This is a genomic window from Pseudomonas sp. WS 5027, from assembly GCF_012985695.1.
GTDB lineage: Bacteria > Pseudomonadota > Gammaproteobacteria > Pseudomonadales > Pseudomonadaceae > Aquipseudomonas > Aquipseudomonas hygromyciniae.
This window is the reverse complement of the sequence record NZ_JAAQWU010000017.1, coordinates 104,579-123,961: the sequence shown is the minus strand read 5'-3', so window position 1 is coordinate 123,961 and position 19,383 is coordinate 104,579. Positions and strand designations below refer to the sequence as shown.

Below are 19,383 nucleotides of genomic sequence, written 5' to 3'. Positions count from 1 at the left end.
GCAATCTGCTGAACACCGCAGATCCCCTGTGGGAGCGGGCTTGCTCGCGATGGCGGCCTGTCAGTTGACTCATGTGTAACTGATACACCGCCATCGCGAGCAAGCCAGCTCCCACAATGGGTTATGCGGCGCGGCTTATTACTTGGCGGCCCAGGAATTGAAGCGCTGCTCCAACTGCTCGCCGTTATCCGCCCAGAAGCTCACATCGATCTGCACCTGGTTGGCGATGTTTTCCTGGGTGGTCGGCATATCCTTGAGGATGTCCTTGGCCAGCAGCGGCACGGCCTGGGTATTGGCTGGGCCGTAGGCGATGTTTTCCGAATAGGTTTTCTGCTGCTGCGGTGCGACGGAGAAGGCGATGAATTTCTTCGCTGCCACGGCGCGCTCCTTGCTCAGGCCCTTGGGGATTGCCCAGGCATCGAAGTCGTAGATGCCGCCGTTCCACACCACTTTCAGGTTGCTCTCTTTCTGCACGGCGGCGATCCGACCGTTGTAGGCCGAGCTCATGACCACATCGCCCGAAGCCAGATACTGCGGCGGCTGTGCGCCGGCTTCCCACCACTGGATCGACGGCTTGAGTTCATCGAGTTTCTTGAAGGCGCGGTCCTGGCCATCTTTGCTGGCCAGCACTTTGTAGACATCCTTGGGCGCCACACCGTCGGCCATCAAGGCGAATTCCAGGGTGTATTTGGCGCCCTTGCGCAGGCCACGCTTGCCCGGGAAGTTCTTGGTGTCCCAGAAGTCTACCCAACTGGTGGGCGCAGTCTTCAGTTTGTCGGCGTTGTAGGCCATCACTGTGGACCACACAAAGAACCCCACGCCGCAGGATTGGATCGCGCCTTTCACATAGTCGTCGGGGTTGCCGAACAGTTTCGGGTCCAGCGGTTCGAACATGTCTTCGTCACAGCCACGGGACAGTTCCGGCGACTCGACTTCCACCAGGTCCCAGGACACGCTCTTGGTATCGACCATGGCTTTGACCTTGGCCATCTCACCGTTGTACTCGCCGGCGATGATCTTGCCGTGGCCCGCGCTTTCCCACGGGGCATAGAAGGCCTTGACCTGGGCCGCCTTGTTCGCGCCGCCAAACGACACCACCGTCAGGTCCGGACCTGCCATGACCTGTGAAGCACCCGCCAGGCCAATGGCCAGGGCGGTCAATTTCAGGGATCTCAACATTTATTGTTCTCTCCACGTGCAGGGTTGGGTGAAGCCAAGGGGGCGATCAATTCGCCTCTAGAAGTGGGTCGAGTGCGCGAACGTGCTCGACTTGCCAGCCAATCGGAACCACGTCGCCGACCGTCAGTGCCGGGTCCAGCTCGGCGATCGGTTGTTTCACAAAGAAATCGGCCTTGCCGCAGACTTCCAGGCGCACACGTACGTGATCGCCCAGGTAGATGAATTCGGCCACCCGGCCCGAGAAGCGATTGCTGCAGCTTTCGCTGGAGCCGTTGAGACTGACCCGCTCCGGGCGCACCGACAGGGTCACCGGGCCGCCGATCTGCCCGACATTCACCGCCAGCGCCTCGACCTTCTCGCCCCGCGCCAACTCGACCACGCAACGCTCACCGGTGTGGCTGTGCAGGCGGCCGTTAAGGCGGTTGTTCTCACCGATAAAGTTGGCGACGAAGGTGTTTTTCGGCTCTTCATACAAGGTGCGCGGCGGTGCGATCTGCTGGATCTCGCCCTGATGGAACACCGCCACGCGGTCGGACATGGTCAGCGCTTCACCCTGGTCGTGGGTCACGTAGACCACGGTCACGCCGAGGCGCTGGTGCAGGTGCTTGATCTCCATCTGCATGTGTTCACGCAGCTGTTTATCGAGGGCGCCGAGGGGTTCGTCCATCAACACCAACTGCGGTTCGAACACCAGTGCACGGGCCAGCGCCACCCGTTGTTGCTGGCCGCCGGAGAGTTGCGCGGGGTAGCGCTGGGCGAAGGTGTCGAGTTGCACCATGCTCAGCACGCGCTTGACCCGCTCGCTGACATCGGTCTTGCTCAAACCCCGGACTGTCAGGGGGAACGCCAGGTTCTCGGCCACGGTCATGTGCGGGAACAGCGCGTAATTCTGGAACACCATGCCAATGTCGCGCTTGTGCGGCGGCACATTGTTGATCGAGCGGCCGGCCAGGAGGATTTCCCCGGCAGTCGGCGTTTCAAAGCCTGCGAGCATCATCAGGCTGGTGGTCTTGCCCGAGCCGGACGGGCCCAGCAGGGTCAGGAACTCGCCTTTGCGAATGTCCAGGTTGAGGTCTTTGACGATCAGGTTCTCGCCATCGTAGCTCTTCTGCACACCACGAAAGCTGACCAGCACATCATTTGAATCCACCTCGCTCATACCCGCACCTTTGTGTTTTGGACTGCTGTGGAGCTAGCGTAGTCCAGGCGCAAGCCCCCGGAAATCGGGGCGCAAGAGAGATTGGCATCAGCGCGGTGGAAGGTTCGGGGTAGGGATTGCCCTACACGAATGGCGGGCATGGGACAGTTGCGCGACCAGGAGAACGCGACAAGCCGCAAGCATGGGCTGCGGAGTGTTGCAGGGATGTCGCAAATAGATACGCCTACAGGAGTTTGTGCTCCATGGCGTATTTCACCAGTTCTGCCAGGGAGGTGATGTTGAGCTTTTGCATCAACCGCGCCTTGTGGGTACTGATGGTCTTGCTGCTCAGGGCCAGTTGCTGGGCAATATCGTTGACATTGGCGCCCTGGGCCAAGCGCTCGAACACCGAGAACTCACGCTCGGACAACAGCGAGTGCAAGGGCCGGGCATCGGTGAGGCCGACTTCGAACACCATGCGGTCGGCCAGGTCCGGGTCGATATAACGCCCGCCTGCGGCCACCTTGCGAATTGCCGTCAACAACAGCGCCGGATCACTGTCCTTGGTGGCATACCCCGCCGCGCCGACCTTCAACGCCCGGGCAGCCATTTGTGCCTCGTCATGCATCGACAGCACCAGGATCGCCGGCGGATTGTTCAGCGCACGGATTCGTGCAATCGCTTCCAGGCCGTTGACCCCGGGCATCGAGATATCCAGCAACACGACCTCGCATGGTGTATGGCGCAAGGCTTCCAACAGCTGCTCGCCGTTCCCCGCCTCACCCACCACCAGCAGATCCTTGGCCAGGCCGATCAACTGCTTGATGCCTTCACGGACGATGGTGTGGTCTTCGGCTACCAATACGCGGATCACGGGACTTTCCTCTCTATAACGATTAAACGCCGATATTCAAAATGTGGGAGCGGGCTTGCTCGCGAAGGCGGCGTGTCAGTTGACTTATGTGTAACTGATACACCGCCTTCGCGAGCAAGCCCGCTCCCACAAGGGGCCTAAGGCGCATCCAACGGCACCGTCACGCTCAGGGTGGTGCCCTCTCCCAGTTCGCTGTCCAGGGTCAACTGCCCGCCCATGATCAGCACGCGCTCGCGCATACCCACCAGGCCAAACGACGCCGGGCGCCCCGGTGCGGCGACAAAGCCTGCGCCATCATCGCTGATGGTCAGCCGCAGATTGGCGCCCTCCACCACCAGGGTCAGTTCCACAGTATGCGCCTGGGCATGGCGCATGACATTGGTCAGCGCCTCTTGCAGGATGCGGAACAGGCCAATGGCCTTGGCGTCGCTCAACGCCGGAAGGGAATCCGGCACTTGCACCAGGCAAGGGATCTGCGTGCGCGCCTCAAAGCGCCGCGCCTGCCATTCAATGGCCGATGCAATCCCGGCGTCGAGAATCGGCGGACGCAGCGCGGTGGCCACATCGCGGACCAATTGGAACAGTTGGGCGATCAGGCGCTTCATGCTGTTCAGGCGCTCGTGCAGGCCAGGGTCCAACTGGGCGTAAGCCAACTCGCACATGGACGTTTCCAGCTTCAGCACCGTGAGCATTTGCCCCAGCTCATCATGGACTTCGCGGGCGATCCGCGCCTTCTCTTCCTCGCGCACGGTCTCCAGGTGAGCCGACAACTCGCGCAGTTGCGCCCGCGAGGCGTCCAGCTCCAATTCAATCCGTTTGCTATCACTGATGTCCCAGACGATCCCGTCCCAGACCACCGCGCCATCCTCCATGCGCCGGGTAACGGCCTTGATCTCGGCCCAGCGCTGCTCGCCCTGGCGAGTGAGGATGCGACCTTGCCACGACCAGTTGCTCTCGCTGTCGATGGCCTGGTCCTGGGTCTGGTGATAACTGGCGCGGTCCTCGGGGTGTACCACGCTGCGAATTCCCACATCGCGATGGCTGAGCACGGACGGCGAATAGCCCACCAGGCGTTCGCTGCCTTCGCTGATATAGGCAAAGTCGATGGCCGCGCTCGACGGCAGGCGCTCCAGGCGAAACACCAGCCCTGGCACATTGGCGGCGATGCCTTGCAGGCGCGCTTCACTTTCCTGCAGCGCAGCCAGTGCCCGGCGCCGTTCGGTGACGTCGTTGAGGTACACCACCAGGTACTCACCGCCGGCAAAGCGCAGGAAACTCAGGGATACATCCGTGGGCAACAGGCTGCCATCCGCACGCAGGCACTGGGTGGCGAAACTCTGGGCGCCATCTTCGCTGGCGCGGGCGCGTTTCCACAGGTTCAGCCAGCGGTCCATGCTCAGGCTGGGTTCGAACTCGATCAACGGGCGCTCGATCAGCGCGCCTGGGGCGTAGCCGAGCATGGCTTCGGCGGCGACGTTGGCATAGCGCACATGGCTGTCCCAGTTGACCCAGAGGATACCGACGGTGCTTTGGTCGATGGAAAACTGGGTCAGGCGCAACGCTTCTGCGCCGGCGGCACGGGCCGCGCTTTCCTCACGGGCGGCCAGCAACTGGTGCTCCAGGGCATGTTTTTGCCGACGCTGCCACACCGCGATCGCAAGGCACGCGAGCAACAGCAGGCCCAGCAGCAGGCTGAGGTTTTGCCAGAACCCCGGTGACTCCGAGAGCCGTGGGTATTTGGGTTGCAGCCAACGGGCGTGCAACTGTTCCAACTCACGGGCGGGAATGGCGCGCAGGCCGCTCTCGACAATGTCCGCCAAGGGCGGCCAGTCACGCCGAGTGGCTACCCGCAGCAATTGCGGCAGGCCAATATCACCGACCACTGCCAGGCCGGCGAATTCGGGCTCGACCGACAGCCGGCTCAACTGCGCCTCATCGATCACGGCATAGCGCGCCTGTTGGCTGACCAACAATTGCAGGGCCTGGCGCTCCAGGGGCACGCCTTGCAGGTTCAGGTTAGGGTAATTGCTGCGCAGGTAATCGGCCACGGCACTGGGCATGCGCACGGCAACCCGCGAGTGTTCGTCGAGTTTTTCCAGGTCCACTGCGCCGCTGCCGTCACGGATACCCACGATGTGCTGGGGCACACGCATATACGGGTCAGAAAATAGCCACAGGCGTAGGCCGGCCGGGGTTTGCAGCAGGCCGCGTCCTCGCGCAAGGCGTCTTCCAACTGTTCTTGAGTGGGGAAGTTGCGCCAGGTCAGTTCGATATTCAACGCCTTGGCCAGCGCCTGCATCAGCTCGACATTGGCCCCGGACAACCGCTGCAGGCGCCGGTCGTACTGTGCGTAGGGGGCCTGCAACACCACGCCGACCCGCAGTTGCGGGTGCTGCGCCAGCCACTCGCGCTGCTGGACATTGAGCACCGCCGGCGGCACCACGGACGCAGGCGCGGCACTCGCCATCAAGGGAAAGCACAGATAGCCGATAACCAGCAGACAGCGAAAAATCATCATTCACATCTCACATCCAACCCATTAGGCTGCCGGGATCACTTCTGGCCGGGATTCCACTATGCCCCTGCTTCACCGTTCGACACTGCCAGCATTGTGCCTGTCGCTTCTGTTTACCAGCACCTTTTGCGTACAGGCGGCTGACACCGCGCCGGCTACCGCCGAAAAGCCGCCGGAACGCCAACCTTTGCCCGAGCGCAGCCAAGAAGAAGCCAACGCCCTGGAGCGGCAACTGCCGCCCCAGGAACAGCAACAGTTACAGGCCGGCGACGAGTCATTCCTGGCCCTGTGGAAGCCGGCCAACAGCGCCGAGCCGCAAGGTGTGGTGATTATCGTCCCCGGCGCCGGGGAAACTGCTGACTGGCCGCAAGCAATCGGGCCTTTGCGCCAGAAATTGCCGGATGCCGCCTGGAGCAGCCTGAGCCTGTCGCTGCCCGACCAGAGCCTGGACACCCTGCCACCGCGGGTCATCCAGGCCCCCGACGCGGCTGTCGACACCAGCAGCAAGGATGCCAGCACCGCCGCGCCCAAGCCAATTGAACAAGCGGCCAGCGCCGAAGCCGAAGGCACCGACCCGGCCGTGGTCCCTGGCGTGGATGAGCAGGACAAGACCGACGCAACACGAATCTTCGCCCGTATCGATGCCGCCGTCGCCTATGCCCAGACCCAGAACGCCCGCAGCGTCGTGCTGTTGGGGCACGGGACCGGAGCCTGGTGGGCTGCGCGCTACCTGAGCGAAAAACAACCGGCCCAGGTGCAGAAATTTATTATGGTCGCCGCGCAGACGCCGGTGGGCCGTCAACCGGACCTGCAACAGTTGGTGCCGGCCTTGAAGTTGGCGACTGCCGATGTCTTCTACCAAGACAGCGCCTTGGCAAGCAAACTGGCGCTGGAGCGCGGCCAGGCGAGCAAGCGGCTGAAGAATGACAACTATAAGCAGGTGTCGTTGAAGACGATTCCCGGTAATAGCTCAGCGGCCCAGGAACAGTTGTACCGACGGATTCGCGGCTGGTTGAGCCCGCAAAACAGCGCAAGCTGATCCCCTCCTTGTAGGAGCGAGCTTGCTCGCGAAAAACCTGAGGTCGCCGCGTTTAGCCAGAATAAACGCATTGAGCTTACGTTTTTCGCGAGCAAGCTCGCTCCTACAGGGGCTCAGCGGAAATTGCGCTGCTCGCGAATTATCGTGTAAGCACTATGCAGCTCCCGCGTACGCTCGGTAGCCTCGCGTACTTGCGCAGGGCTGGCGCCACTGCCGGCAATCTTGTCTGGGTGATGGCGACTGAGTAGCCTTCGATACGCACGCTTGATGACCGCAGGCTCGGTCGTGGCGCTCACACCGAGAATCCGAAGCGCTTCCTGGTAGGTGCCGCCGCGGGTGGCCAGGGGTTTGCGATCCGGTTCGTAATCGTGGGCCAGGGCCTGGATCTGTTGTGGCGTCCACCCCAGCCATTTGCCCCACAGTTCGATCAGGTCGCGCTCGGCGACGCTGGCCTTGCCGTCGGCCCAGACCATGCGCCAGCAGGCACGCAGCACACCTTCCGCCGCATGGGGCTGGGACTTGAGCACGCGCAGGTAACTGCGCACGCGATCGGTCCCCGACTTGCCCCGATTGAACGCTGCGATCGCCCGGCGCTGGGCCGGTTCGGTCATGTCCAGCGAGCGCATCTCCACCCGCGCCTGCTGAATATGCCCGTCCACCACCCGCCCGTTGCTCTTCGCCAGGCGGCCCAATAACACAAACAGCAGCTCGTCATTGCGCAGCGCCGGTCGGCCGCCCAGGCGTTCGCGCAGTTGCGCCCAACTGCGCAATTGCAGGCGCCGATCCAGCGCCTGGCCCAATAGCGCGCCCAACATGGCCCCCGGAATACTGGCGATGGCAAACCCCGCCCCGGCTCCGATCAGAGTCCCTGGCCACAGCATCTTACTGGCCCACGGTCAGCAGATTTTCAACCTGCGCCAGGCGCTCCAGCGTACCGACGTCAATCCAGCGTCCATCCATGTGTTCCCCCGAGACCAAGCCTTGAGCCATCGCCGTGCGCAACAAGGGCGCCAGCTTGAAGGCACCGGCGCTGCAACCCGCGAACAGCTTGGGATGCAGCAGCGAAATGCCACTGAAGGTCAGGTTATCGGCATCGGGCGCTGCATCATGAAGCAAACCGTCCTTGATATAGAAATCGCCACCACTGGGGTGATGGCGCGGATTGTCGACCATCACCAAGTGCGCCAGGCCGCTCAAGGGCTGCTTGAGGCGGGCAAAGTCATAGTCGGTCCAGATATCGCCATTGACCACCAGGAACGGCTCGTCTCCCAGCAGGGGCAAGGCCTGGAAAATCCCGCCACCGGTTTCCAGCGGCTCGCCTTCGGGCGAATACTGGATGCGCACGCCGTACTGTGCGCCATCTCCCAGGTAACTCTCGATTTGCTGGCCCAGCCAGGCATGGTTGATGACGATCTCGGTGAATCCGGCTTTGGCCAGCGCCTCCAGGTGATACTCGATCAGGCGTTTGCCGCCGGCCTGGACCAGTGGCTTGGGGGTGTGCAGGGTAAGCGGACGCATCCGCTCGCCCTTGCCGGCCGCCAGGATCATGGCCTTCATACGTGGGCCTCGGCCGGTTGGCGCAGGCTGGACAGCAACTCGCCCAATTCGGCGAGTTCCGGACGATCGGCCAGCACCGCTTCTATATAGGCAAAGAAGCGCGGCACGTCCGCCAGGTAGCGCGGCTTGCCATCACGGTGGCAGATACGCGCGAAGATACCGATGACCTTGAGGTGACGCTGCACCCCCATCAAGTCGCTGGCACGCAGGAAGTCTTCAACATCCGCCTGTACCGGGATGCCCAACTGGCCAGCACGTTCCCAGTAACCACGCTGCCATTGGCGTACCCGCGCTTGGGGCCAACTGAGGAAGGCGTCTTTGAACAGACAGGTAATGTCGTAGGTCACGGGGCCGTAGACCGCATCCTGGAAGTCCAGCACACCTGGGTTCGGCGCGCTGATCATCAGGTTGCGCGGCATATAGTCGCGATGCACCAAGACCTTGGGCTGGGCCAGGGCGCTATCGATCAGCAATTGACTGACCCGCTGCCATAGCGCCACCTGCTGATCATCGAATTCAATGCCCAGGTGCCGGCGCACGTACCATTCGGGGAACAACTCCAACTCCCGGCGCAACAACGGCACGTCATAGCTAGGCAACCCGGCGTCCATCGGCAATTGCTGGAAAGCCAGCAACGCGTCGATGGCCTCGGCAAACAATTGGTCGGCATTTTCACCGTCAATCACATCCAGGTAGGTGTTTTTGCCCAGGTCATTGAGCAAAAGAAAGCCCTGGGACAGATCTTCGGCATAAATTTGTGGAACATTTATTCCCGATTTCGCCAACATTCGTGCGATATCGACGAAAGGTTTGCAGTTTTCCTGGAGGGGTGGGGCATCCATCACGACAAATGTGCGACCTTCGCCTTCCCAACGGAAGTACCGTCTGAAACTCGCGTCGCTGCTGGCCGCAGTCAATGTAGCCGGGGGTACGGCCCCCCAACCCTGGGCATGGAAAAGCTCGGGTAACTGCTGATCAAGCCAGGCTTTGAGGTGTTGCAAACGTAGATCTTGGTCGGGCATTACAAGGGTCTCCGACGGCGCTAGCCGTCAAGCGGGTCATGCTTTATTATCACGCATCTTTTTCAGACCATCGAGAGGCGTGCGGCCCACACCGCGGGCAGATGGCACGCAGGAAGCCCGGACTAATAAGATGGCATTGAAATCCCCCGCGTTTCGTAGAAAATTTCCGTTGCTGGTAACCGGCAGTCTGCTGGCCATGCAACCTTTCGCCACCTCATTCGTGGTCGCCGCGGAACAGTATGACTGCTCAGTCTCTGCTTCGGGTGCCTGGGATTGCGCGCCGAAAGCCAGCGCAGCCCCTTTGCCACCGCGTCCGGTGCATGACGGCAGCGCCGTCAGCTCGGCCAACGGCACGCCGCAAGGCGAAGCTGCTGGTGCCGAAGCCGTGCCGCAGACCAAGCTGGTCACCGAATCCAAGGGCCGTGGCCTGCGCTCGCGCAGCGCCGACTACAGCCACCTGGACTGGGTCCCTCGCGAGAAACTCACCGCTGCGCAACTGGCCGAAACCGGTCCTTATTGCGCCGGTGCGTACATCGAGCCGATCCGTCCTGGCATGAACGACAAGACGGACAAGAGCGATGCGCCGACCTTCATCGGTGCCAAGGCCTCTCGTTACGAGCAGGAAACCCAAGTTGCAACCCTGGCCGGTGACGTGGTCATGCGCCAGGGCAGCATGCAGGTCGAGGCCCAAGAGGCCAGCCTGTACCAGGCCGAGAACCGCGGCGAGCTGAACGGCAACGTGCGTATGCGCGACAATGGCGCGCTGATCGTTGGCGACCACGCCCAGGTCCAACTGGACACCGGCGCCGCGCAGATCGACAACGCCGAATACGTGATGCACAAATCGCGCATCCGCGGTAACGCGCTGTACGCCAAGCGTGCCGAAAACGCGATCATCCGCCTCAAGGATGGTACGTACACCACCTGCGAGCCGGACAGCAATGCCTGGCAACTGCGTGGCAACAACATCACGTTGAACCCGGCCACCGGCTTCGGTACGGCGACCAACGCGACGTTGCGGGTCAAGAACATCCCGATCCTGTACACCCCGTACATCTACTTCCCGATTGATGATCGTCGTCAATCCGGCTTCCTGCCGCCGAGCTTCAGTTCGGGTGGGGAAAGTGGCTTTACGCTGGTCACGCCTTACTACTTCAACCTGGCGCCGAACTACGATGCCACGTTGTACCCGCAATACATGACCAAGCGCGGCATGTTGATGGAAGGCGAATTCCGCTACCTCACCAAGTCCAGCGAAGGTCAGTTCGGCGGCGCTTATCTGAACGATGACAGCGACGAACGGAAGAAGCAGAGCGACTACAACAAAACCCGCTATATGCTCAATTGGCAGCATAAGGGTGGGTTGGATTCGCGGCTGTTGACCGAGATCGACTACACCAAGATCAGCGATCCGTTCTACTTCCAGGATTTGAAGTCCAATCAGATTGGCGTTGAGTCTCGTGAGTTCGTCAACCAGCAAGGCACTGCCAGCTATCGCGGCGATACTTATACCGCTCAGTTGAATGTACAAGCCTACGAGCTGGCGACGATCTCGCAGATCACTCCGTACAACCGGTTGCCGCAGCTAACCATCAATGGTGCGCTGCCTTACCGTCCTGGCGGGCTGTACTTTGCTTATGACGCCGAGGCAGTGCGGTTTGATCGGGATCTGAGGACTGGCAATATCTTCAATAAAGATGGCGGCCCGTTCCCTGACGGCGAACGCCGTCTGGATACATATGTAACTGGGTTGACCCGTGCCAACGGCACTCGATTGAACGTAGCACCAAGCATTTCGCTACCGATGACCTCGAGTTACGGCTTCATCACGCCGAAGCTCAAGTATGCGTACACCAAGTACGATCTTGACCTTGACGGCAGCGGCAAAAAGGATATGGCTGACGCGGGGCTGAAATTCAAGAGCTCTCAAGATCGCGCGATACCAATCGCCAGTGTCGATAGCGGGCTGTTTTTCGACCGCAGCACCCAGTGGTTCGGCAAGGACTACACCCAAACCCTGGAGCCGCGCCTGTTCTATCTCTATGTTCCAGAGAAAGACCAGTCCGACATCCCGATTTTCGACACCAGCGAAAACTCGTTCAGCTACAGCTCGCTCTTTCGCGACAACCGCTTTTCGGGTAAGGATCGGATCGGTGACGAAAACAAACTGTCTCTGGGCGTGACCAGCCGCTGGATCGAAGAAAACGGCTTTGAGCGCCAACGCGTCTCCGTCGGTCAAGCCCTGTACTTCAAAGATCGCGAAGTGCAATTGCCTGGCATTGTCGCCGCCGACCGCGCCGATGCGCAGTCAGATGTCTCGCCAATTGCCCTGGACTACGAGTTCCGCTTCAACCGTGACTGGCGCGCCACTGCCGATTACAACTGGGACACTGAGAGTCACGCCGCACGTTCCGGCAGCGCAATGTTCCACTACCAGCCGGAAGACAACCCAAACAAGGTTATCAACGTTGGTTATCGCTATCGCAACGACCAGGTTGTCTACAACCAGTTGACCGGTAAGTGGCAGTTTGGCGGCGATTACGGCACCGAAGGGCAACCAGGTTTCGAGAAGGATTACTACAAAATCCAGCAACACGATTTCTCGATGATGTGGCCGATCGTTCCACAATGGAACCTGATCACCCGCTGGCAGTATGACTATGCACGCAACCGTACCCTGGAAGCCTTTGGTGGTTTCGAGTACGACAACTGCTGCTGGAAACTGCGCGTGATCAACCGTTATTGGGTTTCCAACGACGAATACACCCAGATCGCCCCGCAGAACGAAAAAGGCGACCACGGGCTCTTCCTCCAAATCGTCCTCAAGGGACTCGGCGGCCTGACTGGCGCCAAGGTAGAGAGCTTCCTCGACAAAGGCATCCAAGGTTATCGTGAACGTGAAGATCAAGCTTTCTGATTGTCTGCGCCCGCTGATGCTGGGCGCGCTGTTCCTGGGTACTGCGGCGGCGCACGCCGCAGTGCAACCGCTGGATAAGGTAGTGGCCATCGTCGATAACGACGTGATCATGCAGAGCCAACTCGACCAACGGGTCAAGGAAGTTCAGCAAACCATCGCCAAGCGTGGCGGTGGCGTGCCGCCGACCAGCGTCCTGGACCAGCAAGTGCTGGAACGCCTGATCGTCGAAAACCTGCAACTGCAGATTGGCGACCGCTCCGGCATCCGCATCACCGACGAAGAGTTGAACCAGGCCGTCGGCACCATCGCTCAACGCAACAACATGAGCATTGATCAGTTCCGTGCGGCCCTGGCTCGTGACGGCCTCTCCTATGAGGACGCCCGCGACCAGATCCGCCGTGAAATGATCATCAGCCGTGTGCGTCAGCGCCGTGTGGCCGAACGCGTGCAGGTATCGGAGCAGGAAGTGAAGAACTTCCTCGCCTCGGACCTGGGCAAGATGCAGCTCTCCGAAGAACTGCACCTGGCCAATATCCTGATCCCGACGCCAGACAGCGCCAACGCCGAGCAGCTCAACGCCGCCGCGGCCAAGACCCAGGCGATCTATGACCGTCTCAAGGCCGGTGCTGACTTTGCCCAGATGGCCATTGCCCAGTCCGGCAGCGACAACGCTCTCGAAGGCGGTGATATGGGCTGGCGTAAAGCTGCGCAATTGCCACCACCGTTTGACCGTGAGCTGAGCGCCATGGAAGTGGGTGGCATCACCCAACCTGCGCGTACGCCGGGTGGTTTCATCATTCTGAAGTTGCTGGAACGTCGCGGCGGTGAGTCTTCGTTGAAGGACGAAGTGCATGTCCGTCACATCCTGGTCAAGCCAAGCGAGATTCGCACCGAGGCTCAAACCAAGGAACTGGCGCAAAAGATCTATGAGCGCATCGAAGGCGGTGAAGATTTCGCCACCTTGGCCAAAAGCTTCTCGGAAGACCCGGGGTCAGCCCTCAACGGCGGTGACCTGAACTGGATCGACCCACGTGCCCTGGTGCCCGAGTTCCAGCAAGTCATGACCGATACGCCGCAAGGTGTGCTGTCCAAGCCGTTCAAGACCCAATATGGCTGGCACGTCCTGGAAGTCCTTGGCCGCCGCGCCACCGACAACACCACCCAGGCCCGTGAGCAACAAGCGCTGACCGTACTGCGTAACCGCAAGTACGACGAAGAGCTGCAAACCTGGTTGCGTCAGATCCGTGACGAAGCCTACGTGGAAAACAAGCTTCCTGGCGCCGACACAACAGGCACCGACCAGGCAGCCCAGTGAAACCCCAGCGTTTCGCGTTGACACCCGGCGAGCCGGCCGGCATAGGTCCAGACCTGTGCCTGCTGCTCGCCTCGCAAGCCCAGCCTCATCCCCTGATTGCCATTACCAGCCGCGACCTGCTCCTTGAGCGGGCCGCGCAACTGGGCGTGGCTGTCGACTTGCTGCCTGTTTCGCCGGGCAACTGGCCCGACCAACCAGCGCCCGCCAACAGCCTGTACGTGTGGGATACCCCGCTGCAGGCCAAGGTGGTTGCCGGGCATCTGGACAAGGCCAATGCGGGCTTTGTGCTGGAGACCCTGACCCGTGCCGGGCAAGGCTGCATCGACGGCGACTTCGCCGGAATGATCACCGCGCCGGTGCATAAAGGCGTGATCAACGAAGCCGGCATCGCCTTTTCCGGCCATACCGAGTTCCTTGCCGAGCTGACCCATACCGAACAAGTGGTGATGATGCTGGCAACCCGTGGCCTACGCGTGGCACTGGTGACCACTCACCTACCCTTGCGCCAGATTGCCGATGCCATCACCCCGGAACGCCTGGAGCGCGTAACGCGCATCCTGCATGCTGACCTGCAACAGAAGTTCGGCATCGCCCAGCCACGGATCCTGGTGTGCGGCCTCAACCCCCACGCGGGTGAAGGCGGCCACCTGGGCCATGAAGAAATCGACATTATCGAACCAACACTAGAGCGCCTGCGCCAAGACGGCATGGACCTGCGTGGCCCACTGCCTGCGGACACTCTGTTTACCCCCAAATATCTGGAGCACTGCGATGCAGTGCTGGCGATGTACCACGACCAGGGGCTGCCCGTGCTGAAATACAAAGGTTTCGGCGCCGCAGTCAACGTGACCCTGGGCCTGCCGATCATCCGCACCTCCGTCGACCATGGCACCGCCCTGGACCTGGCGGGCAGCGGCAAGATCGATACCGGCAGCCTGCACGTGGCCCTGGAAACCGCCTATCAGATGGCCGAGACCCGTATATGACCGAGCATTACCAACACCGGGCGCGCAAGCGCTTCGGGCAAAACTTCCTGCACGATGCTGGCGTTATCGACCGCATCCTGCGCTCCATCCATGCCAAGCCTGAAGACCGCCTGCTGGAAATCGGTCCGGGCCAGGGCGCACTCACCCAGGGCCTGCTCAACAGTGGCGGCCAGTTGGATGTGATTGAGCTGGATAAAGACCTGGTTCCAATCCTCAACCAGCAATTTGCCGGCAAGTCCAACTTCAAGCTGCACCAGGGCGACGCGCTGAAGTTCGACTTCAACAGCCTCAATGCCGCTCCCCACAGCCTGCGGGTAGTCGGCAACCTGCCGTACAACATCTCCACGCCGCTGATCTTTCACCTGCTGAACAACGCCGGGATCATCCGCGACATGCATTTCATGTTGCAAAAGGAAGTGGTCGAGCGCTTGGCGGCTGGTCCTGGTGGCGGTGATTGGGGTCGCCTGTCGATCATGGTTCAGTACCACTGCCGGGTCGAACATCTATTCAATGTTGGTCCGGGCGCATTCAACCCGCCGCCGAAGGTCGACTCGGCGATTGTGCGCCTGGTGCCACACGCGGTGCTTCCTCACCCGGCCAAGGATCATCGCCTGCTGGAGCGAGTGGTGCGCGAAGCGTTCAACCAGCGTCGCAAGACCTTGCGCAATACGCTCAAGGCGCTGCTGAGCAACGCCGAAATCGAAGCTGCCGGTGTCGACGGCAGCCTGCGGCCTGAGCAGTTGGACCTGGCCGCGTTCGTACGCTTGGCCGACCAGCTAGCGATTCAGCCTGCCCCCACCGCCGACTGACCCAGCGCCATCGCTGGTAAGCCGGCTCCTACACGGGTGGACACCCGGTCAGACAGCATGTCTGGCCTAGTGCCCACCTCATGGCCTAGACTGATCCGCATCTGCTGTCCTCCGCTTTTGCTCTTAAGGCCTCTTGCATGTCCGATCCTCGCTATCAGATCGACGTCAGCGTCGTCACCCGCTTCCTGGCGGAACAATCGCAACCCGAACAGAACCGCTTTGCCTTTGCCTACACCGTCACGGTGAAGAACAACGGCCTAGTGCCTGCCAAGCTGCTGTCGCGCCACTGGGTAATCACCGACGGTGACGGCCATGTCGAGGAAGTACGCGGCGCCGGCGTCGTCGGCCAACAGCCACGGATCGACAGCGGTGCCAGCCACACCTACAGCAGCGGCACCGTGATGGCCTCCAAGGTCGGCACGATGCAAGGCAGCTACCAGATGCAGGCCGACGACGGTAAACACTTCGACGCCATCATTGCCCCCTTCCGCCTGGCCGTGCCCGGAGCCCTGCACTGATGGCAGCCTATGCTGTCGGCGACCTGCAAGGCTGCCTGGAACCGCTTAAATGCCTGCTTGAACGCGTAGCCTTCGACCCGGCCAACGATCGCCTGTGGCTGGTGGGCGACCTGGTCAACCGCGGCCCGCAATCCCTGGAGACCCTGCGCTATCTGTACCGCCTGCGCGACTCCCTGGTCTGCGTGCTGGGTAACCACGACCTGCACCTACTGGCGGCCGGTAATAACATCGAGCGCTTGAAAAAGGGCGACACCCTGCGGGAAATCCTCGAGGCCCCGGATCGCGCGGAGCTGCTCGACTGGCTGCGCCGGCAAAAGCTCGTCCATTACGATGAAAGCCGTAATACCGCCCTGGTGCATGCTGGCATCCCGCCGCAGTGGACTCTGAAAAAAGCCCTTAAATGTGCTGCCGAGGTCGAAGCCGCTCTGGCCGATGACACACTGTTCGCCACCTATCTGGACGGGATGTACGGCAATGAGCCAGTGAAGTGGGATAACGACCTGACCGGCGTCACCCGCCTGCGGGTCATTACCAACTACTTCACGCGCATGCGCTTTTGCACCGCCGAAGGCAAACTCGACCTCAAGAGCAAGGAAGGCGCCGACACCGCCCTGCCCGGCTACAAACCCTGGTTCGCCCACAAGGAGCGCAAGACCCGCGACACGAAGATCATCTTCGGTCACTGGGCCGCCCTTGAAGGTCACTGCGATGAGCCCGGTGTATTCGCCCTCGACACCGGTTGTGTCTGGGGTGGCGCCATGACCTTGATGAACATCGACACTGGCGAGCGCCTGAGCTGCCAGTGCGAATCTCCCCTTCCAGTTACACAGCCCGCCGCCGCCAAGCGCTAGACGCCGCTTGCCGCCCGCCCAAGGAGCCCGCCATGACCGAATTCAAACGTATCCCCCCCGAACAAGCCCAGGCCCTGCGCGAGAAAGGCGCCGTGGTGGTGGATATCCGTGACCAGCCTACTTACGCCGCTGCCCACATCAGCGGGGCCAAGCATTTGGACAACGTCAATATCGCCGACTTCATCCGCGCCGCCGACCTCGACGCGCCAGTGATCGTGGCCTGCTATCACGGTAACTCCAGCCAGAGCGCCGCCGCCTATCTGGTCAGCCAGGGCTTCTCGGATGTCTACAGCCTGGACGGTGGCTTTGAGCTATGGCGTACGACGTATCCTGCGGAAATTGCCACAGGCGATTCGCAATAATTTTTTTCAAACCCCGCTACCCCGCGTGACGCTTGGGCTCGCGCCGTTTCTGACGAACGGCGCGCCCAAACTAATTAGGCATCTCGCCTTGACCTCCCGGATTCCCAACTATCATTAAGCGCAGGCCATCCAAAACAGGGGAGAGCCGGTACACCGGCGTGCGGGTCATCGGTAGCGTTTCAAGGTGTTCTGGGGGGAAATGGCCACGGCAAGCGCCACTGGCTGCCAGCATCGACTGATTGATCCGGCGTCGGCTCCACGTATCGAGCGAGGTGACGACGTCATGAGTATTTTTAGCCACTTCCAACAACGCTTCGAGTCCACACAGCAGGAAGAACTCACGCTGCAAGAGTATCTCGAGCTGTGCAAAAAGGACCGCAGCACCTACGCGTCTGCCGCCGAGCGCCTGCTACTGGCGATTGGCGAGCCGGAGTTGGTAGACACCTCCAACAATTCGCGGCTATCGCGAATATTCTCCAACAAGGTGATCCGCCGCTACCCGGCCTTTGAAGACTTCCATGGCATGGAAGAATGCATCGACCAGATCGTCTCCTACTTCCGCCATGCCGCCCAAGGCCTGGAAGAGAAGAAACAGATCCTCTACCTGCTCGGCCCCGTGGGCGGCGGTAAATCTTCCCTGGCCGAAAAACTCAAGCAACTGATCGAAAAGGTACCTTTCTACGCGATCAAGGGCTCCCCGGTATTCGAATCACCCCTTGGCCTGTTCAACGCCACGGAGGATGGCGCGATCCTCGAGGAAGACTTCGGCATCCCACGGCGCTATCTCAACACCATCATGTCGCCCTGGGCCACCAAGCGCCTGGCCGAGTTTGGCGGCGATATCAGCCAGTTCCGGGTAGTGAAACTGTATCCGTCGATCCTCAACCAGATCGGCGTGGCCAAGACCGAGCCAGGGGATGAAAACAACCAGGACATTTCCGCGCTGGTGGGCAAGGTCGATATCCGCAAGCTGGAGGAATTCCCGCAGAACGACGCGGACGCCTATAGCTACTCGGGCGCGCTGTGCCGGGCCAACCAGGGCCTGATGGAGTTCGTGGAGATGTTCAAGGCGCCGATCAAGGTGCTGCACCCACTGCTCACCGCGACCCAGGAAGGCAACTACAACAGTACCGAAGGCCTGGGGGCGATCCCGTTCACCGGTATCCTGCTGGCCCACTCCAACGAATCGGAATGGCACACCTTCCGCAACAACAAGAACAACGAAGCCTTCATCGACCGGATCTATATCGTCAAGGTGCCGTACTGCCTGCGGGTCAGCGATGAAATCAAGATCTACGACAAGTTGCTGTTCAACAGCTCCCTGGCCAAGGCCCATTGCGCGCCCGACACCCTGAAGATGCTCGCCCAGTTCACCGTGCTGTCGCGCCTCAAGGAACCGGAAAACTCGAATATCTACTCGAAAATGCGCGTCTACGACGGGGAGAACCTCAAGGACACCGATCCCAAGGCCAAGTCGATCCAGGAATACCGCGACACGGCGGGCGTGGATGAAGGCATGAATGGCCTGTCGACCCGCTTCGCCTTCAAGATCCTGTCCAAGGTCTTCAACTTCGACCCCCATGAGATCGCCGCCAACCCGGTACACCTGCTCTATGTACTGGAGCAGCAGATCGAACAGGAGCAATTCCAGGCCGAAACCCGCGAGCGCTACCTGCGCTTCCTCAAGGAGTACCTGGCACCGCGCTATATCGAGTTCATCGGCAAGGAAATCCAGACTGCTTACCTGGAGTCCTACAGCGAATACGGGCAGAACATCTTCGATCGCTATGTGCTTTACGCAGATTTCTGGATCCAGGACCAGGAATACCGTGACCCGGAAACCGGCGAGATCCTCAACCGCGTTGCCCTCAACGAGGAGCTGGAGAAGATCGAGAAACCGGCCGGCATCAGCAATCCGAAGGATTTCCGCAACGAAATCGTCAACTTCGTACTGCGCGCCCGGGCCAACAACAACGGCAAGAACCCTACCTGGCTCAGCTACGAAAAGCTGCGGGTGGTCATCGAGAAGAAAATGTTCTCCAACACCGAGGATCTGCTGCCGGTCATCAGCTTCAACGCCAAGGCCAGCAAGGAGGACCAGCAAAAACACAACGACTTCGTCACACGAATGGTCGAACGCGGCTACACCGACAAACAGGTACGACTGCTCTCCGAGTGGTACCTGCGGGTTCGCAAATCGCAGTAAGGCAGCGACGGGCGTGCGCTGCCAGGCCCCAGGCCTGGCAGCTGACCGCTTGTCTCTAAGCTTCCAGCTCGCGGCTTGAAGCTTGTAACGTGAAG

At 61.0% G+C, this 19,383-nt stretch carries 15 protein-coding genes and 1 pseudogene; 9 read left to right on the top strand and 7 right to left on the bottom strand.

Features of this window, described 5'->3' with window-relative positions; translation table 11 throughout:
• Positions 1 to 138 precede the first annotated feature (138 nt).
• The 4 genes and pseudogenes from HBO09_RS20495 to HBO09_RS20480 form a co-directional block, all read right to left on the bottom strand.
• Entirely contained in the window at positions 139 to 1,179 is a 1,041-nt protein-coding gene (locus HBO09_RS20495) for an ABC transporter substrate-binding protein (RefSeq protein WP_169997926.1), read from the bottom strand.
• A 46-nt stretch (positions 1,180 to 1,225) separates the two neighbouring features.
• Entirely contained in the window at positions 1,226 to 2,338 is a 1,113-nt protein-coding gene (locus HBO09_RS20490; RefSeq protein WP_169997928.1) for an ABC transporter ATP-binding protein, read from the bottom strand.
• 223 nt (positions 2,339 to 2,561) lie between these two features.
• Positions 2,562 to 3,191, bottom strand: a complete 630-nt coding sequence (locus HBO09_RS20485; protein WP_029296794.1) for a response regulator transcription factor — start codon at positions 3,189 to 3,191, stop codon at positions 2,562 to 2,564.
• A gap of 137 nt (positions 3,192 to 3,328) precedes the next feature.
• A pseudogene (locus HBO09_RS20480) lies at positions 3,329 to 5,709 on the bottom strand (PAS domain S-box protein).
• Between the two features lie 58 nt (positions 5,710 to 5,767).
• Here HBO09_RS20480 and HBO09_RS20475 point away from each other — a divergent pair.
• Positions 5,768 to 6,745, top strand: coding sequence for an alpha/beta hydrolase family protein (locus HBO09_RS20475; RefSeq protein ID WP_169997930.1), 978 nt, complete (start codon positions 5,768 to 5,770; stop codon positions 6,743 to 6,745).
• A gap of 113 nt (positions 6,746 to 6,858) precedes the next feature.
• Here the strand turns inward: HBO09_RS20475 and HBO09_RS20470 are convergent, their stop codons facing one another.
• The 3 genes from HBO09_RS20470 to HBO09_RS20460 are packed head-to-tail and all read right to left on the bottom strand — an operon-like array spanning position 6,859 to position 9,324.
• Positions 6,859 to 7,626 carry a DnaJ domain-containing protein gene (locus HBO09_RS20470; protein ID WP_169997932.1) on the bottom strand — a complete coding sequence of 256 codons (768 nt, stop codon included), beginning with the start codon at positions 7,624 to 7,626 and terminating at the stop codon, positions 6,859 to 6,861.
• 1 nt (position 7,627) lies between these two features.
• A complete protein-coding gene (gene murU, locus HBO09_RS20465) occupies positions 7,628 to 8,302 on the bottom strand; it encodes an N-acetylmuramate alpha-1-phosphate uridylyltransferase MurU (RefSeq protein ID WP_169997934.1) in 675 nt (224 codons plus the stop codon).
• A complete protein-coding gene (locus HBO09_RS20460; protein ID WP_169997936.1) occupies positions 8,299 to 9,324 on the bottom strand; it encodes a phosphotransferase in 1,026 nt (341 codons plus the stop codon). Before HBO09_RS20460 ends, murU begins: the two co-directional genes overlap by 4 nt.
• Positions 9,325 to 9,454: 130 nt before the next feature.
• Here HBO09_RS20460 and HBO09_RS20455 point away from each other — a divergent pair, with 130 nt between their 5' ends.
• The 8 genes from HBO09_RS20455 (at position 9,455) to HBO09_RS20420 (ending at position 19,288) form a co-directional block, all read left to right on the top strand.
• Positions 9,455 to 12,241: an LPS-assembly protein LptD gene (locus HBO09_RS20455; RefSeq protein ID WP_169997938.1), complete on the top strand. Its 2,787-nt coding sequence runs from the start codon at positions 9,455 to 9,457 to the stop codon at positions 12,239 to 12,241.
• Complete coding sequence (locus HBO09_RS20450) at positions 12,222 to 13,556, top strand: peptidylprolyl isomerase (protein WP_169997941.1); 1,335 nt, start codon at positions 12,222 to 12,224, stop codon at positions 13,554 to 13,556. The genes HBO09_RS20455 and HBO09_RS20450 overlap by 20 nt, the downstream gene beginning before the upstream one ends.
• On the top strand, positions 13,553 to 14,542 hold the full coding sequence (gene pdxA / locus HBO09_RS20445) for a 4-hydroxythreonine-4-phosphate dehydrogenase PdxA (protein ID WP_169997943.1): 990 nt from the start codon (positions 13,553 to 13,555) through the stop codon (positions 14,540 to 14,542). The genes HBO09_RS20450 and pdxA overlap by 4 nt, the downstream gene beginning before the upstream one ends.
• A complete protein-coding gene (rsmA, locus tag HBO09_RS20440; protein WP_169997945.1) occupies positions 14,539 to 15,351 on the top strand; it encodes a 16S rRNA (adenine(1518)-N(6)/adenine(1519)-N(6))-dimethyltransferase RsmA in 813 nt (270 codons plus the stop codon). Before pdxA ends, rsmA begins: the two co-directional genes overlap by 4 nt.
• 137 nt (positions 15,352 to 15,488) lie before the next feature.
• Positions 15,489 to 15,869: a Co2+/Mg2+ efflux protein ApaG gene (gene apaG, locus HBO09_RS20435; RefSeq protein ID WP_169997947.1), complete on the top strand. Its 381-nt coding sequence runs from the start codon at positions 15,489 to 15,491 to the stop codon at positions 15,867 to 15,869.
• A complete protein-coding gene (locus HBO09_RS20430; RefSeq protein WP_169997949.1) occupies positions 15,869 to 16,720 on the top strand; it encodes a symmetrical bis(5'-nucleosyl)-tetraphosphatase in 852 nt (283 codons plus the stop codon). The genes apaG and HBO09_RS20430 overlap by 1 nt, the downstream gene beginning before the upstream one ends.
• Positions 16,721 to 16,752: 32 nt before the next feature.
• Positions 16,753 to 17,082 carry a thiosulfate sulfurtransferase GlpE gene (gene glpE, locus HBO09_RS20425; RefSeq protein WP_169997950.1) on the top strand — a complete coding sequence of 110 codons (330 nt, stop codon included), beginning with the start codon at positions 16,753 to 16,755 and terminating at the stop codon, positions 17,080 to 17,082.
• 283 nt (positions 17,083 to 17,365) lie between these two features.
• Entirely contained in the window at positions 17,366 to 19,288 is a 1,923-nt protein-coding gene (locus tag HBO09_RS20420; RefSeq protein ID WP_017739508.1) for a PrkA family serine protein kinase, read from the top strand.
• Positions 19,289 to 19,383: the final 95 nt, after the last annotated feature.

What these genes read in the sequence shown, in the direction of transcription:
- HBO09_RS20495 (WP_169997926.1), bottom strand. Translation starts at nt 1,179, where the DNA reads ATGTTGAGATCCCTGAAATTGACCGCCCTGGCCATTGGCCTGGCGGGT.
- HBO09_RS20490 (WP_169997928.1), bottom strand. Translation starts at nt 2,338, where the DNA reads ATGAGCGAGGTGGATTCAAATGATGTGCTGGTCAGCTTTCGTGGTGTG.
- HBO09_RS20475 (WP_169997930.1), top strand. Translation starts at nt 5,768, where the DNA reads ATGCCCCTGCTTCACCGTTCGACACTGCCAGCATTGTGCCTGTCGCTT.
- HBO09_RS20470 (WP_169997932.1), bottom strand. Translation starts at nt 7,626, where the DNA reads ATGCTGTGGCCAGGGACTCTGATCGGAGCCGGGGCGGGGTTTGCCATC.
- murU (WP_169997934.1), bottom strand. Translation starts at nt 8,302, where the DNA reads ATGAAGGCCATGATCCTGGCGGCCGGCAAGGGCGAGCGGATGCGTCCG.
- HBO09_RS20460 (WP_169997936.1), bottom strand. Translation starts at nt 9,324, where the DNA reads ATGCCCGACCAAGATCTACGTTTGCAACACCTCAAAGCCTGGCTTGAT.
- HBO09_RS20455 (WP_169997938.1), top strand. Translation starts at nt 9,455, where the DNA reads ATGGCATTGAAATCCCCCGCGTTTCGTAGAAAATTTCCGTTGCTGGTA.
- rsmA (WP_169997945.1), top strand. Translation starts at nt 14,539, where the DNA reads ATGACCGAGCATTACCAACACCGGGCGCGCAAGCGCTTCGGGCAAAAC.
- apaG (WP_169997947.1), top strand. Translation starts at nt 15,489, where the DNA reads ATGTCCGATCCTCGCTATCAGATCGACGTCAGCGTCGTCACCCGCTTC.
- HBO09_RS20430 (WP_169997949.1), top strand. Translation starts at nt 15,869, where the DNA reads ATGGCAGCCTATGCTGTCGGCGACCTGCAAGGCTGCCTGGAACCGCTT.
- glpE (WP_169997950.1), top strand. Translation starts at nt 16,753, where the DNA reads ATGACCGAATTCAAACGTATCCCCCCCGAACAAGCCCAGGCCCTGCGC.
- HBO09_RS20420 (WP_017739508.1), top strand. Translation starts at nt 17,366, where the DNA reads ATGAGTATTTTTAGCCACTTCCAACAACGCTTCGAGTCCACACAGCAG.